This window comes from Kitasatospora sp. NPDC052868, assembly GCF_044547105.1.
GTDB lineage: Bacteria > Actinomycetota > Actinomycetes > Streptomycetales > Streptomycetaceae > Kitasatospora.
Genome location: NZ_JBITZW010000006.1, coordinates 117452 through 133575, shown reverse-complemented (window position 1 = coordinate 133575; position 16124 = coordinate 117452). Strand labels below are relative to the sequence as shown.

General features: G+C 74.2%; 9 protein-coding genes. 8 read left to right on the top strand and 1 reads right to left on the bottom strand.

What is annotated here, in order from left to right; translation table 11 throughout:
* Positions 1-92: 92 nt before the first annotated feature.
* Entirely contained in the window at positions 93-1379 is a 1287-nt protein-coding gene (locus tag ACIGZJ_RS12885) for an ABC transporter substrate-binding protein (protein ID WP_396457217.1), read from the bottom strand.
* A gap of 132 nt (positions 1380-1511) precedes the next feature.
* On the opposite strand from ACIGZJ_RS12885, the gene ACIGZJ_RS12880 reads away from it, so the two are divergent.
* The 8 genes from ACIGZJ_RS12880 (at position 1512) to ACIGZJ_RS12845 (ending at position 15966) form a co-directional block, all read left to right on the top strand.
* Positions 1512-2576, top strand: a complete 1065-nt coding sequence (locus tag ACIGZJ_RS12880) for a LacI family DNA-binding transcriptional regulator (RefSeq protein ID WP_396457216.1) — start codon at positions 1512-1514, stop codon at positions 2574-2576.
* Positions 2577-2952: 376 nt separating this feature from the next.
* Positions 2953-5409, top strand: coding sequence for a discoidin domain-containing protein (locus tag ACIGZJ_RS12875; RefSeq protein ID WP_396457215.1), 2457 nt, complete (start codon positions 2953-2955; stop codon positions 5407-5409).
* Positions 5410-5452: 43 nt separating this feature from the next.
* Positions 5453-9703, top strand: a complete 4251-nt coding sequence (locus ACIGZJ_RS12870; protein WP_396457214.1) for an NEW3 domain-containing protein — start codon at positions 5453-5455, stop codon at positions 9701-9703.
* Positions 9700-10428: a hypothetical protein gene (locus ACIGZJ_RS12865; RefSeq protein WP_396457213.1), complete on the top strand. Its 729-nt coding sequence runs from the start codon at positions 9700-9702 to the stop codon at positions 10426-10428. The genes ACIGZJ_RS12870 and ACIGZJ_RS12865 overlap by 4 nt, the downstream gene beginning before the upstream one ends.
* 344 nt (positions 10429-10772) lie before the next feature.
* Positions 10773-11795, top strand: a complete 1023-nt coding sequence (locus tag ACIGZJ_RS12860; RefSeq protein WP_396457212.1) for a DUF4157 domain-containing protein — start codon at positions 10773-10775, stop codon at positions 11793-11795.
* 127 nt (positions 11796-11922) lie between these two features.
* Positions 11923-13188 (top strand): helix-turn-helix domain-containing protein, encoded by a 1266-nt coding sequence (locus ACIGZJ_RS12855; protein WP_396457211.1) that lies wholly within the window; start codon positions 11923-11925, stop codon positions 13186-13188.
* A 31-nt stretch (positions 13189-13219) separates the two neighbouring features.
* Entirely contained in the window at positions 13220-14500 is a 1281-nt protein-coding gene (locus tag ACIGZJ_RS12850) for an MFS transporter (RefSeq protein ID WP_396457210.1), read from the top strand.
* Between the two features lie 134 nt (positions 14501-14634).
* Positions 14635-15966: a cytochrome P450 gene (locus ACIGZJ_RS12845; RefSeq protein WP_396457209.1), complete on the top strand. Its 1332-nt coding sequence runs from the start codon at positions 14635-14637 to the stop codon at positions 15964-15966.
* Positions 15967-16124 lie beyond the last annotated feature (158 nt).

Here is a 16124-nt window from a genome sequence, read left to right as displayed (position 1 = left end):
CCTAGGGGTCCCGGGGGCCCGGGGACGCCTGAGGGTCCCCGGGTTCGGGAGGTGCCGCCGCTCCACCGGTGCGAGGCCGTGCGGGGGCCGGGTCAGCCCTTGAGCAGCTGGTTGCACCGCTCGACGGCGGTGTCCAGGGCCTGCTTGGAGCTCGCGTCGCCGCTGATCGCCAGGGCGATCTGCTGGTTGACGACGGTGCTCATCGCGTCGTCGACCTGGACGGGCTGGAGGATCTTCGCCTTGGCCAGCGAGGTGAACGCGATCACCTTGGCGTCGCCGGCGTTGGTGCCGTCGCCCTTGCTGAAGAACGGGTCGCCCGCGGACGCCTTGGTGGACGGGAACACGCTGGTCAGGTGGGCGAAGGCGGCCTGGTTCCCGGGGCTGGTGACCCAGCGGGCCAGAGCGACCGCGGCGGCCGGGTTCTTGCTGCCCTTGGAGATCGACAGGCCCTGCACGTACAGCGGCGGGGTGCCCATCGCGGGGGAGGGGACGATCTTCGGGGCGAGCGTGGGGTTGTCGGTGGCCAGGCTGGTGATGAAGTTCCCGCCTCCGGTGGTCCAGGCCGCGGCACCGGAGTTGAACAGCTTGGAGTTGCCGGCGTAGGTGTTGGTCAGGACGTCCTTCGGCAGCAGGCCCTCCTTGAAGGCGTCGCGGTACTTGTCGAGCAGCGCGGCGGCCTCCGGGGTGTTGAAGGTGAAGGACCTGCCGTCGTCGGACATCACCTTGACACCGGCGTTGACCAGGTCGCCGAGGCCGGGCTTGCGGCTCATCAGATAGGTCTGGCCGCCGGACTTCTCCTTCATCACCCGGGCCTGGGCGATGAGTTCGTCCAGGGTGGTGGGGAGGGTCTTCGGGTCCAGGCCGTTCTTGCCGAGCAGCTCCGAACTCCAGTAGTTGACATCGGTGTTGAGGTACCAGGGGTAGCCGTAGGTGCCGTCCTGGCCGGCGAAGCGGTAGGCGTCGACGCCGCCGGCGACGTACTCGTCGGCGAGCTTCGGATCGGCCTTGGCCACGTCGAGCAGCATGTTCTGCCTGGCCAGCGGGAGGGCGAAGTCCGGCGGGAGGTTGACCACGTCCGGCAGACCGCCGGCCGCGGCCTGGCTGAGCACCTTCTGCGAGTAGCCCTCACCCGGCTGGTCCAGCCACTCGACCTCGACGCCCGGGTACTGCTTCTTGAAGCCGTCGATCACGCCCTGCACGTAGTCGGTGAACTTCGGCTTCAGCGCCCAGGTCTGGAGCGAGACCTTGCCCTTGACCTCACCGGTGGCGGCCGCACTCGCCGCGGTGTCGTCGCTCTTGGTGTCGGAGCTCAGCCCGCAGCCGCTGAGCAGGGCGGTGGTGACCGCCGCCGTCGTCAGTGCCGCCCAGATTCTTCGCATGAGGGTCTCCCGGTCCTGAGGGTGGGTGGGGGATTGTGCCGGCGTGCAGAACCTGACTTACTAAACCGGTCTAGCTGTTGCAGGGACTATGCTCCCGCCTAAACTTGGATGTCAAGAGAGGGGTCGGATCCTGTGGGCAGACCGACGATCGCCGACATCGCGCGCCAGGCCGGTGTCTCCAAGGGCGCGGTGTCCTTCGCGCTGAACGGGCGACCCGGGGTGAGCGAGGCGACCAGGGCCCGCATCCTGCGGGTCGCCGAGGACATGAACTGGCGGCCGCACAGTGCGGCCCGCGCCCTCGGTGGCGCCCGCTCCGACGCGGTCGGACTGGTGATCGCGCGCCCGGCCCGCACCATCGGCGTCGAGCCGTTCTTCAGCCAGCTGCTGTCCGGCCTCCAGGCGGTGCTCTCGGCCCGCTCGGTCGCGCTGCACCTGATGGTGGTCGAGGACACCGCCGCCGAGATCGAGGTCTACCGGCGCTGGGCCTCCGAGCACCGGGTCGACGGGTTCATCGTGGTCGACCTGCAGGTCCGCGACCCGCGGCCGGAGGTGCTGGAGGAACTCGCCCTGCCCGCCGTCGTCCTGGGCGGCCCCGGCAAGGGCGGCGGCCCGCTGCGGGTCTGGGCGGACGACCGGGAGGCGATGCTCTCGATCGTCGACTACCTGGCCGCGATCGGCCACCGGCGGATCGCGCACCTGGCCGGCCTGCCGCACTTCCAGCACACCCAGCGGCGGATCCGCGCGCTGCGGGACGCCTCCCGGCGGCTGGGCCTGGAGGAGGCGGTCTCGGTGCCCACCGACTTCAGCGACGCCGAGGGCGCGGCGGCCACCCGGACGCTGCTCTCCCGGCCGCGGCGGCCCAGCGCGATCGTCTACGACAGCGACGTGATGGCGGTGGCGGGGCTCGGGGTGGCCGGCGAGATGGGCGTCTCGGTACCCGGCGAGCTGTCGATCGTCTCCTTCGACGACTCGGTGCTCGCCCGGATCGTGCACCCCCCGCTGACCGCGCTCAGCCGGGACACCTTCGCGCTCGGCGAGCAGGTGGCCCGCAGTCTGCTCGAGGTGCTCGACGAGGCCGGACCGGGCCGTGACCTGCAGATGCCCACGCCCCGGCTGACCGTTCGGGAGTCCACCTCGCCGCCGCCCGGCCTGTCGGGCGCTGCGCGGAACGTTGACAGCGGATCTGAACCGGTTTAGCCTCGCTGCGCCGAGCGGGCCACGCTCGGCGCGTCCCCGCGGGCGGGGCGCCGCCCCGCTCCCGCCGCCGTCGCTCCCGGCGGTGGCGGTTGTCCGGTGTACCGCCGCGCCCTCGCGCGGCCGCAGGTCCGCACCTCGCACCGCTGCACGTTCGTACTGCCGCACTCGCGCCGCTGCACCTCTGCACCTTCGCACTGCTGCACCCTCGTACCGCCGGTCCCGCACCGCCGTGCCGGGCCAGGCCGGGACCGGCCCGCCTGAGCACTCCGCGCCACCCGGCACCCCGCCGCGACCAGCACCGCCACGCTCGCATGCACCCGGACCGCCCCCGGGCGGGCCCCACCCCCACCCTCCTCCGCTCGATCGGAGCCACCGCATGTCCCGACGCCTCCCCCTTCTGCTGAGCGCCGCCCTCGGGGCCGCCGTGCTGGGCGCCGCACCCGCCGCCCACGCGGAGCCCCTACCGGCCGCCCCGGGCCCCGCCCCGGCCCCCGTCTCGGCCGCTTTGGGCAGCCAGCCGTACGCCTCGTACTGGTACCCGAACACCATCCTGAACTGGGACCCGGCCACCGACCCGGACGCCCGGTTCAACCGCTCCCGCGTCCCGCTGCAGCCGCGCACCACCGACCCGGCGCTCAAGGCCAACCCCAACGCCCGGGCCGGCGAGGGCAAGGTGGCGTCCCTGGTCTCCTTCGGCCCGACCTCCAACAACCCCTCGCAGGGCTCCGCCGACCCGAACTACTACGCCTTCGGCTACTGGCAGTACGTCGACAAGCTCGTCTTCTGGGGCGGCTCCGCGGGCGAGGGCCTGATCCTCGCACCCAACCCGACCGTCATCGACGCCGCCCACCGCAACGGCGTCAAGGTCTACGGCACGGTCTTCTTCCCGCCCGCCGCCTACGGCGGCCAGCTCCAGTGGGTCCGCGACTTCGTCCAGAAGTCCGGCGGCGGCTACCCCGTCGCGGACAAGCTCGCCCAGGCCGCCCAGTACTACGGCTTCGACGGCTGGTTCATCAACCAGGAGACCGGCGGCGGCGATTCGGCCCTCGCCACCGAGGTCCGCAACCTCATGCAGTACACCAAGGCGAAGAGCTCCACCGAGTTCATGTGGTACGACGCGATGACCGAGTCCGGATCGGTCTCCTGGCAGAACGCGTTCACCACCGCCAACGACTCCTTCCTCCAGGAGGGCACCCGCCGCACCTCCGACTCCATGTTCCTCAACTTCAACTGGAGTTCCGGCGGCCTCGACTCCTCCCGCAGCCTCGCCCGCGGCCTCGGGCGCAGCGAGTACGACCTCTACTCCGGCATCGACACCGAGGCCAACGGCTACAACAGCGGCGTCGACTGGAACACGCTCTTCCCGGCCGGAAAGCCGCACACCACCTCGCTCGGCCTCTACCGGCCCGAGTGGACCTGGAAGTCCGCCAGCGACCGCGCCGACTTCTACGCCAAGGACGCCCGTTACTGGGTCGGTGCCAACAACGACCCGTCCAACACGACGACTTCGTCCAGCTGGAAGGGCCTCTCCACGTACATCGCGGAGTCCTCGCCGATCACCGCCAAGCCCTTCGTCACCAACTTCGACTCCGGCCAGGGCGACTTCTACAACTCCGGCGGCACCCGGGTCGCCACCGGCGGCTGGAACAACCTGTCGCTCCAGGACGTCCCGCCCACCTACCGCTGGCTGGTCGGCTCCACCGGCAGCAGGCTGACGCCCTCGATCGACTTCACCGACGCCTACGAGGGCGGCTCCACGCTGCGCCTCACCGGTCGGCTCGACGCGGCCAACACCATCCGCCTCTACGAGACCAGGCTCCCGGTCGCGGCGGACAGCAGGCTCTCGGTGGTCCTGAAGACCCCGGCCGCCGGGGCGACCAACCTCAAGGCCGCGATCTCCTTCACCGACGCGCCGACCAGCTTCACCACCCTCGACCTCGGCTCGACCGGCGGCAACGGCTGGGAGCGCAGGACCCTCGACCTCTCCGCCTACGCCGGCCGCACCATCGCCCAGATCGGCCTGCAGGCCGAGGGGTCCAACCCCGCCTACGATGTGAAGGTGGGGCAACTGGCGGTCTACGACGGCGCGGTGGACGCTCCGGCCGCGCCGAGCGGACTCACGGTGCTCGGTGCCGCCGACACCGTGCCCGGCACCAGCCAGTCGCTGCGGCTGTCCTGGACCGGGTCCACGGGCGGGGCCGTCCACCACTACGAGCTCTACCGGCGCAACCCGGACGGCACCCGCTCCTACCTCGGCGCGACCCCGTCCGACGCCTACTTCGTGAACCGGCTCGACCGGGTGGGCACCGAGAGCGCCACCACCATCGAGGTCGAGGCCGTCTCCACCGAGTACGGCCGCTCGTCCGCCGCCAGCGCCACCGTCTCCTGGACGGGCACCCCGCCGGCCGGCGGCAACCTGGCGCTGAACCGCCCGGCCACCGGCTCCGGCCAGTGCAACGCCAACGAGACCCCGGCGAAGGCGGTCAACGGTACCGTCAACGGTGGCAACGGCGACAAGTGGTGCACCACCACCTCGGCCAAGTGGCTTGAGGTGGACCTCGGTTCGGCGCAGCCGCTGTCGAAGTTCGTGGTCAAGCACGCCTCGGCCGGCGGTGAGAGCGCCTCCTACAACACCCGTGACTTCTCCGTGCAGGTCCGCAACTCCGCCACCGACCCGTGGACCACCGTCGCCAACGTCACCGGCAACACCGCCGGGACGACCACCCACCCGGTCTCCACCACGGCCCGCTACGTCCGCCTGGTCGTGACCAGGCCCACCCAGACCTCCGACCCCGCCGCCCGCGTCTACGAGTTCGAGGCCTGGGGCGCGTAGCCACCCGGCCGAGCCCGCTCCACTTCCTGAAAGGACCCTCCCCGTGCCGGTCACCATCACCGCCGTCGAGAGCACGGACCTGTTCACCGGCCCCGAGGACGCGCCGCGCCAACTGCTGCGGGTGACCCTCGACGGCCCGCCCGCCCGGATCACCGTCAGCGGCCCGGGCGTACGCGGCGAGGCGGCCGGCACGGGGCTGGTCGAAGTCCCCCTGGAGATCACCGGCGCCGGGCCCGGCGCGCGGCTGCCCGTCACGGTCGTGGTCGAGGGCGCCGCCGCCGAGGGCGTGGTCGAGGTCGCCGAACCCGGCTGGACCATGTACCTCGTCTCGCACTTCCACTACGACCCGGTCTGGTGGAACACCCAGGCCGCGTACACCTCCCCGTGGGAGCTGCTCTCCGCCGACGCCACCACCCGCCCGCTCTGGGAGCGCAACGGCTTCGCCCTGGTCGACGCCCACCTGGACCTGGCCCTGCGGGACCCGGTCTACAGCTTCGTGCTCGCCGAAGTCGACTACCTGAAGCCGTACTTCGACCAGCACCCCGAGCGCCGCGAGACCCTGCGGCTGCTGCTGGAGCGCGGGCAGGTCGAGCTGGTCGGCGGCACCTACAACGAGCCCAACACCAACCTCACCGGCGCCGAGACGACCATCCGCAACATCGTCTACGGCATCGGCTACCAGCGGGACATCCTCGGCGGCGACCCGCAGACCGCCTGGCAGCTCGACGTCTTCGGCCACGACCCGCAGTTCCCCGGCCACCTCGCCGCCGCCGGCCTGACCGGCAGCGCCTGGGCGCGCGGCCCGTTCCACCAGTGGGGGCCGATCCAGAAGAACTTCCGCGAGGCCAAGGACGACGCCCGGGTGATGCAGTTCCCGAGCGAGTTCGAGTGGATCGCCCCCTCGGGCGAGGGCGTGCTCACCCACTACATGCCGCACCACTACTCGGCCGGCTGGTGGATGGACTCCTCCCCGGACCTCGCCACCGCCGAGCAGGCCGTCTACGAGCTGTACCGCAAGCTCAAGCCGGTCGGGGCGACCAGGAACCTGCTGCTGCCCGTCGGCACCGACTACACCCCGCCGAACAAGTGGGTCACCGCGATCCACCGCTCCTGGGCCGCCAAGTACCTCTGGCCGCGCTTCGTCTGCGGCACCCCGCGCGACTTCCTGGCCGCCGTCCGCGCCGAACTCGCCGCCACCGGCCGCCGGCCCAGCCCGCAGACCCGGGACATGAACCCGGTGTACACCGGCAAGGACGTCTCCTACATCGACACCAAGCAGGCCCAGCGGGCCGCCGAGGTCGCCGCCGTCGACGCCGAGAAGCTCGCGACCCTCGCCACCGTGCAGGGCCTGGGGCGCTACCCCGAGGCCGCGCTCGACAAGGTGTGGCGCCAACTCGCCTACGGCGCCCACCACGACGCGATCACCGGCTCCGAGTCCGACCAGGTGTACCTGGACCTGCTCGGCGGCTGGCGCGAGGCCCACGACCTGGCCGCCGCCGTCCGCGACACCGCGCTGGACGCCCTGACCGCCCGGATCGACACCCGGGGCACGGGCACGGCCGTGGTGGTCACCAACACGCTCTCCTTCGACCGGACCGACCTGGCCGCCGTCCGGCTCCCCGAGGGCGACCGGGCCGTCCGGGTGCTGGACGACACGGGCGCCGAGGTGCCCAGCAGCGTCGACCGGGGCACCCTGCGCTTCCTCGCCGCCGAGGTGCCCGCCCTCGGCTGGCGCACCTGGCGCCTGGTCGCGGGCCGGGCCGCCCCCGCCTGGTCGCCAGCCGAGGGCTGCACCGCCGCCAACGACCGGTACCGCGTGACCGCCGACCCGGCCCGCGGCGGCGGCCTGACCAGCGTCCACGATCTGCTGCACGACCGGGAGTTGATCCAGGACGGCCGGATCGGCAACGAACTGCGGGTCTACGAGGAGTACCCGCAGCACCCCGACTTCGGCGAGGGCCCCTGGCACCTCGTCCCCAAGGGCCCGGTACTCGGCTCCGGTGAGCGGCCCGCCGCCGTCCGCCGCGAGTGCGGCCCGCTCGGCGAGCGCCTGGTGATCGCCGGCACCGTCGACGCCGTCCGCTACGAGCAGACCGTCACCCTCTGGCACGGACTGGACCGGGTCGACTGCCGGACCAGGGTGGTCGACTACTCCGGCGCCGACCGCCTGCTGCGGCTGCGCTTCCCGGTGGACGTCCCCGGAGCGCTGCCGGTCAGCGAGGTCGCCGGCGCGGTCGTCGGCCGCGGCTTCGCGCTGCCCGACGTCGACTCCGCCGAGGCGCCCTGGACCCTCGACAACCCCGCCAACACCTGGTTCGGCCTCGGCGCCACGGCCCGGGCCGTCCTCACCGACCCGGCCGGCAACCCGCTCGGCGAGCGGGCCCTCGGCGTCGCCGAGGTGGTGGTACCCGACCTCGACGCCGCCGCCGACGCCCGCGACCTGGTCGTCGCCCTCGCCCGGGTCGGCGTCACCGCCACCGCCTCCGGCGCCGACTGGGCCCGGTACGGCTGGCTGGACGTCGACTCCAACCTGCCGGACTTCCGGATCGTCCTCGGCGGCCCCGAGGAGAACGACGCCGCAAGGGAGTTGATCGAGCGCGCGGGCGAGGAGTACGCCGCCGTGCTCAAGGCGAACGGCGCCGTCTGGGTGCCAGCGCTCACCCCGCTCGCCGAGGTCTGGCAGCCCGGCGCCGACCTGCGCGACCTGCGCGCGCTGCCCGCCCTGGTGACCACCGACCCGGCGGCGCTCACCCGCGACCTCGCCGACGCCCGGATCGGCGCCGTCTGCCCCGGCGCCGTCCACGGGCAACTCGCCGACCACACCGTGGCCCTGCTCACCTACGGCCTGCCCGGCTTCGCCGTGGACGCCACCGGCGCGCTGCACCTCTCGCTGCTGCGCTCCTGCACCGGCTGGCCCTCCGGGGTCTGGATCGACCCGCCCCGGCGTACCGTGCCCGACGGATCCTCCTTCCAACTCCAGCACTGGACACATGAGTTCAGCTACGCCCTGACCGGCGGTGCGGGCGACTGGCGCGCCCAGGCACTGCCCGCACAGGGCCAGGAGTTCAACCACCCGCTGTACACCCGGCTCTCAGGCGGTCCGGTCGGCCGGGGCGGCCCGGTGGACCAGGACGGCTCCGTCGGTCAGGACGGCCAGGGAGGTCAGGACGGCCCGCTGCCCGCCGTGCTCTCCTGGCTGCGCGTCGAACCGCAGCGCGAGGTCCTGCTCGGCACCCTCAAGCCGGCCGGGAACCCGATCGCCCACGGCTCGGCCGCGCCGACCGGCGTCGACCTCGCCCTCAGGCTGGTCGAGTCCACCGGCCTCGGCCGCACCGCCGTCCTCGGCGGAGCCCTCGGCCTGACCGGGCTGCACCGCGCCGACCTGCTGGAGCGCCCGACGGCCGCACTCCCCGGCCCGGTCGAGCTGACCGGCTCGCAGATCGCGACCCTGCTCGCCCGGCCGACCCTGGCCGCCGCCGACAGGCCGGACGCGCCCGTGCTCGGCCCGGTCGCCGAGGCCGCGCAGCCCGTGCACGCCCGCTACTGGCTGCACAACCGGGGCCCGGCCCCGCTCGGCTACCTCCCCGTCTCGGTCGGCGTCTCGCCCGGCCTGCTGCGCACCGGGGGCGAGCCGGTCGAGCTGTCCGTCGCGCTCTCCTCCCACCTGCGGGACGCCGCCGTCGAGGGCACGGCCACGGTGCTGCCGCCCGATGGCTGGCAGGCCGGACCAGGCGCCCGCCCCTACCGGCTGGCGCCCGGTGGCCACCTGCGTTTCCCCGTCACCCTCACCCCGCCCACCGGCGTCGAACCCGGGCTGTACTTCGCCGCCGTCCGGATCGCCCACGACGGCCAGCGGATCGAGGACGTGGTGACCATCGCGGTCGGCGCGCCGCCCGAGCTGCTCCCGGCACCCGGCGACGCCCCGGAGGACTGGGCCGCCGCCCAGGGCACCAAGGCCGCCACCGGCCGGGACACCGGCCTGACGGTGGCGGTCGGCCAGGAGTCGCTGCACGTCGCCCCCGGCGGCCGCGCCACCCTCGACGTGCTGCTGGCCAACCGCACCCGCGGCGGGATCCGCGGCGAACTGCAGCTGGTCTCGCCCTGGGGCAGCTGGGAGGCGGTGGCCGCGCCCGTCCGCGGGTTCACGCTCGCGGCCGGCGCCGAGGAGACGCTCGCCTTCGAGGTCGCCGTCCCCGAGGACACCGATCCCGGGGCCTACTGGGCGCTCACCAAGGTGATGTGGTTCGGCCGCTGCCAGTACTCGCCGACCGTCGCCCTGGTGGTGGAGCCGTGACCGCGCCCGCCGAGGCCCCCGTGCTGGGCCTGCTCGACGGCCGCCCGCTGCCGCGGACCGAGCTGGACCGCCGGCTCGCCGCCCTGCGTCGGGGCCCGCGCTCCGCGGCGCTGCCCCGGCCCGGCAGCGCGGAGGACCGGCAACTGGCGCGCTGGGTGGCCCAGGTGCTGCTGACCGAGGCGCTGTGCGCGGCGGTCGCCGCCGAGCGGGGGCTCGGCCACCCCGCCGGGCCGGCCCCCGCCCGGCTCGACCAGCGGGCCGCAGTCGAGCTCGGCTCCATCACCGCGGCCGCCTACGAGGGCAGCGCCGCCGTCCGGGCGGTGTACGCGGCGGTCACGGCGCAGGTCGCCCCGGCACCGGGGGAGGTGGAGCGGTACCGGTCGCTGACCGACCGCCGGCCACCCGGCACCGTGTGGCGGGTGGCCACCCCCGACGGTGAGTTCGAGGCCGACCCCGAGACCCTCCCGACCGCCCTGGCCGACGCCCTGCGGCAGGCGGCGCCGGGGGAGTGGGTCACCGCGGGGGCCTGGACGGCGGCCCGGGCGGCTGAACCCTGCGCCGATACGGCCGCCTCCTCCGGTGCCGCGGGGGAGGTCACGGCCGCCGCCCGGCGCGCGGCCTTCGTCCGCTGGCTCGACCAGGCCCGCGCCGAACGCCTCACCCTCGTCCCGGGCCTGGAGCACCCGGGCGACCCGGCCCAACCGGACAACCACCACCGGCACTGAACCCGGCATGGTGGTGAGGGCCGCGCGACGCGACCTCCGGGAAGCCCCGGTGCCCTTTTGGGTAGAGTCGAGTGCTGCGCCGATGTTCCGGAAGCGCATCGCCGCAGGTGGGACGCGAGCCGGAGACCATCCGCCCGACGGATTGCGCGGCTGCGGGTTCCGGAGGCCACGCGACGCCCTTAGGTTCGGATCCTCAGAGCTTCAGCCGAGGAGGCCGGATGCACTCGCATGACAGGACGTCCCGATCCGCTGCTCCGCGGGCCCGTGACAGGACGGCACGCTCGGGCCCGCCCGGCGGGTTGACGGGACTCCAGGCGAGTGTCGGCAACCAGACGGTGCTGCGGATGATGCAGCGTGCGCGCGAGGAGGAGGAGCACCAGCACGGTGAGGGCTGCGGGCATGAACAGCCCGTTCAGCGCTCCGACGTCGAGGCCGGCCTGCGGACGCACGGCCGCCCGCTGGACCGGGCCGTCCTGGCCCGCAAGGAAGACCAGTTCCAGGCCGACCTGTCCGGGGTGCGGGTGCACACGGGTGCCGTCGCCCGGCAGGCGGCCGCCGCCGTCCAGGCACGGGCGTTCACGGTGAACCAGGACATCGTGATCGGGGAGCACGGTCGCGATGCGCAGACGCTGGACCACGAACTCACCCACGTGGTCCGGAACCAGCAGAGGACCTCGACGGGGCATCCGACGGGCGGCGGGTTCAACATGACCCATCCGCACGACGGTGAGGAACGCGAGGCGGCGTCGAACGCGGCGCGGATGCGTTCGGGCGGGACCAGCGCGGTACAGGGCCAGGGCGCGGGCGCCGCCGGCGCTCCTGTCACCGCCTCGGCGCCGGTCCAGCGCTGGTACGACGACCAGGCGGATCCGCTGCTGTACAACGGGCCGAGGGAGATCCCCGTCAAGCAGCCGCGCAACGCCCAGACGCAGGCCCAGGTGGATGCCTTCGTCAACGGCCTGGACCGGCTGGACTGGTACGCGCGTACCCGCGAGTCCCTGATCGACAACTCCGAGAGCCGCAGCGTCGTCGACCCGTTCTCGGAGACGGGCCAGCCCGTCCTGATGTGGCAGTGCGCGTCCTGTCGGCGCGGCGTCACCTACCCCGGCATCGACATCGGCCACCGCGTGCCGTGGCAGCAGTACCTGCGGGCCAAGGGCGTCACCACCATGGACGAGGCGAAGGTCGCCTACAACGACCTGAACAACCTGCAGATCGAGTGCGCCACCTGCAACCGCAGCCACGACTTCGAGCGCAACGCCGCCGGCGAGTACCTCAGCGGCGACGACGACTCGGAACACACCAGCGATCGGGACTTCATCGCCTCGGACAGCGACTCCGGCAACGCGATGTCCACCTCGCCCTGACGGTGCCGTGCCGTCCCCGGCCGCCGCCCTCCCCGGGCGGTTCGGGGCGCCGGACCGGTCGGCGGTACGCTGAGCTGCGGTTTCGGCGAGGTCTCGAACGCCGGAGCGGGACGAGGGGATGCTGGCCATGGGTGCGGAGACCGACGAGTTCGCGGCGATGCTGCGTGAGCTGAAGGACCGTTCGGGCCGCAGCTACGGGACGCTCGCCGCCCGGTTGCACGTCAGCACCTCCACCCTGCACCGCTACTGCAACGGGGCCGCGGTGCCCACCGACTACGCGCCGGTGGAGCGGCTCGCCCGGGTCTGCGGGGCGGGCGCCGACGAGCTCGTCGAGCTGCACCGGCGCTGGATCCTGGCGGACGCGGCCCGGCGCAGGGAGCCGGGCGGGGCGGCGGCGGCCCGGGCCGGTGCGGCGGAGCCGGCGCCCGAACCGCAGCCGGTGCCCGAACCGGGCCAGGTGGACCAGCTGGAGCCGGTGGCTCAGGTCGGGCAGGCCGGCCCCGAGCGCCGTCGGCGGCGGCTGCCGTACCCCCGGGTCCTGCTGAGTGCGGCGGCCGTGGTCGTCCTCGCCTCGGCGATCCCGTTCCTCGGGCTGGGCGACCCGACCCCGGCCGCCGCCCCGCCCCCGACCCCGCTCGCGGCTCCGCAGCCCTCGGGGACGGGCGGTACCGCCCCGATGGCCTCGGCCGCCCCGACGTCCCCGGCGGCGTCGGCACCCGCGCCCGCGTCCACGTCCACCACCCCGGCCGCGGGCGCCGACGCCGAGCCGCCGCCCTTCCACGTGAACGTCCTGACGGACAACTGGGGCAGCACCTGCGACCAGTGGTTCCTGTCGGCCAAGGCCCCGGGCGCGGTGCCCGCGCCGCCGGCCACCCAGCGGACGGACAGCTGGGCGGCCGCCCAGCACGCCCTCCCCGGAGGGCATCTGCGGCTGCAGCTGACCGCGCAGGGCGCGAACGCGAAGCCGGTCGTCCTGCACGCCCTCTACGTGCACGTGGTGAGCGCCGGGCCCGCGCCCAAGGGGAACGCCTACCTCATGGGCTCGGGCTGCGGCGGCGGCCTCACCCCGGCGGCCTTCTCGGTGGACCTCGACGCCTCGGCCCCCCGCCCGGTACCCGTCGCGGGGGCGGAGGGCGCCGCGAAGTCCCGTACCTCGGACTTCCCCTACCAGGTCTCGGCCACCGATCCGCAGGTGCTGAACATCGACGCCGGCACCGCCGCACAGGACGTCAGCTGGTACCTGGACGTGCTGTGGAGCAGCGGCGACCGCCAGGGGACGCTGAAGGTCGACGACCACGGCCGCCCGTTCCGGACCGCGGGTCTGAAGGGCGCGCCGAGCTACTTCTACCAGGACGAGCGCACGGGCTGGGTCCCCGTCCCGCCCGGCGGCTGACCGGCCGAGGGGCGTTGCTAGCCTGTTTGGCATGATCAGGAAAAGCTCCGGGTTACAGACGAACGACGTGCCGACGCAGAGCGGTCCGCAGCGTGCCCTCATCGCCGCGAGCTTCGTCAGCCGGGTGGGCAACGGGCTGTTCAACACCGCTTCGGTGCTCTACTTCACGCTGGTGGTGCACCTGCCCGCCACCCGGGTCGGGGTCGGCCTGACGGTCGCCGGGCTGGTCGGGCTGCTGGCCGGGATCCCGGCCGGGAACCTGGCCGACCGGTACGGGCCGCGCACGGTCTGGCTGACGGCCGTCGCGCTGCAGGCCGCGACGATGGCCTCCTTCGTCCTGATCCACGACTGGGTCACGTTCACGCTGATCGCCACCCTGGACCGGCTGGCGGCGACGGCGGGCGGCGCCGCGGGCGGTGCGATCGTCGCGCGGACCGGCGGTGAGCGCCCGGCCGCCTTCAGGGCGAGGCTGCGCACGTTCGTCAACCTCGGTGTGGTGCTGGGCACCGTCGGCGCCGCCTTCGCCGTCTCGGCCGACACCCGCTGGGCGTACACCGTGCTGATCCTCGCCAACGCCGCCAGCTTCGCCTGCGCCGGCCTGATCGCGCTGCTCTGGGTGCCGAACTACCGGCCCCTGCCCCGGCCCGAGGAGCACCACCGCTGGGCCGTGCTGTCCGACCGGCCGTACACGTTGTTCGCCGCGATCTACGGCGCCATGGGCCTGCAGTACCAGACCGTCTCCCTGCTCCTGCCGATCTGGCTCTCCGCCCACACCGACGCGCCGCGCTGGACGGTGGCGGTGGTCTACGCGGTCAACAGCGGGGTGTGCGTGCTGCTCCAGAGCAGGATCGGCTCCCGGGTGGAGACGCCGAGCCAGGGCGGCCGGGCGTTCCGCCTCGCCGGGCTGCTCTTCCTGGTCAGCTGCCCCCTGATGGCGCTGACCGCGGACGTTCCGGCCTGGGTCGCGCCGGGGCTCGCCATCCTCGCCATCTGCGTGCACAGCCTCGGCGAGGTGTGGGAGTCCTCGGGCGGGTTCGCGCTCGGGTACGGTCTCGCCCCCGACCACGCCCAGGGGCAGTACCAGGGCTTCTTCGGCATCGCCTTCGCCGCCGGGCAGGCGCTCGCTCCGCTGGTCCTCACCACGGCGGTGCTCGGACTCGGACACGCGGGCTGGCTGCTGCTCGGCGTGTTCTTCGCGGCGCTGGGCGCGGCGGGCCCGCCGGTGGCCGCCTGGGCGGAGCGCACCCGCCGCCCGAGCCCCGAAGCGGCGGATGTCCGGTCGGAGGAGGATCCGGTCCCCGACCCCGCCTAGGCCCCGGCCGGGTGCGCAGGGTTGCGGGTAGCATGCGCAGCGTCCTTGACGCTCCGTCAGGCGGCGCGGGGTGCGGGTGCGCACCCCGGGCCCGGTCGGAGCCACCCGCTCTCGGCGTCGCGCAGGAGTAGCCCGTGGCCACCCACACCCCGCCCACCGCCCCGTCCGTCCCGCAGCCGCCCGGTGCCGGCGGTCCGCCCCCGCCGGAGCTGCCGGCCGCCGACGTGGACCGCTGGCGCGCCGAGGGCGGCGGGATGGTCGACCTGCTGCGCCTGGTCCAGCGGCTCGGCCCGGTCGCCGCCGTCCGGCTGGGCCCGCAGCCGACCGTCCTGGTCACCGGCCCGGAGGCGGTCCAGCACGTCCTGGCCCGGCACCCGGACCGCTACGTCAAGCGCTCGCACCGCGCCCGGATCCTGGTCGGCGACGGCGTGCTGTCCGCCTCGGGGGACGCCTGGAAGAGCCAGCGGAAGCTGCTGCAGAGCCAGTTCACCGGCCCCGGCATGCGCCGCTTCGAGCAGCGGATCGACCTGGCCGCGGACCGCTGCGCCGATCGCTGGGCGGGGTACGCCCGGACCGGGCAGGAGGTCGACCTCGCCGCCGAAATGCGGCACTTCGCCCTGGACACCATCTGGCGCGCCCTCACCGGCCACCCCCTCGACGACCGGTCGGCCGACGAACTCGCCACCATCGGGCGGGTGGTGACCGCCCTGCCGGTGCTGCCCGCCGACGCCGTCGACGCCCAGGCCGCGGTGGCCGAGGAGCTCGCCCGGATCGACGCCGTCGCACTCCGGGCGATCGACGCCGCCCGCACCGGCGGCCCCGGACCGCACGGCCCGGGCCTGCTGCACGTCCTGCTCGACGCCGCCGCCGACCGCGCCGAGTACACCGACCGGCTGATCCGGGACGAGCTGGTCACCCTGATGGTGGCCGGCCACGAGACCACGGCCACCACGCTGACCTGGCTGTACCTCTTCCTGGACCGCCACCCCGAGGCCCTGGAAGGGGCGTTGGCCGCCGGCGGGCCCGAGTCGCCCGAGCGGCGGGCCGCGATCCAGGCCCTGGTCAGCGAGACCCTCCGGCTCTACCCCGTCGCCTGGCTGCTCCCGCGGCACGCCGTCGAGGGCGACCTGATCACCGGCTACCGGGTCGAGGCGGGCACCGACGTGCTGGTGTCTCCCTATCTGACCCACCGGGACGGGCGGTTGTGGCCGGAGCCCGACCGCTTCGACCCCGGGCGCTTCACCGCCCCGGGCCGGCGGCCCGCGCACCCGGGCGGCTATCTCCCGTTCGGGATCGGCGCCCGCGCCTGCCTCGGCCTGCAGTTCGCCGTGCGGGAGACGACCGCCCTGCTGGAGCGGCTGCTGCCCGCGTACCTGCCCCGGCTGCGGGCCGTCCCGCCGGGCCCGGTCTTCGACTTCACCGTCCGCCCCGACGGCCCGGTCCCCGCGGTGATCACGAAGCGGTGATCACGAAGCGTTGACCACCCGGCGGTGGTCGCACAGCGCTGATCAGTCGCCGGTGACCAGCCGCGGGCGCGCCGACGGCCCGGCCCGAAGCCCCCGGGCCGGGCCGCCTTCAACGGCTGTGCCGCGGCTCGCCCCTCAACGGGCCGCGGCACACCCTG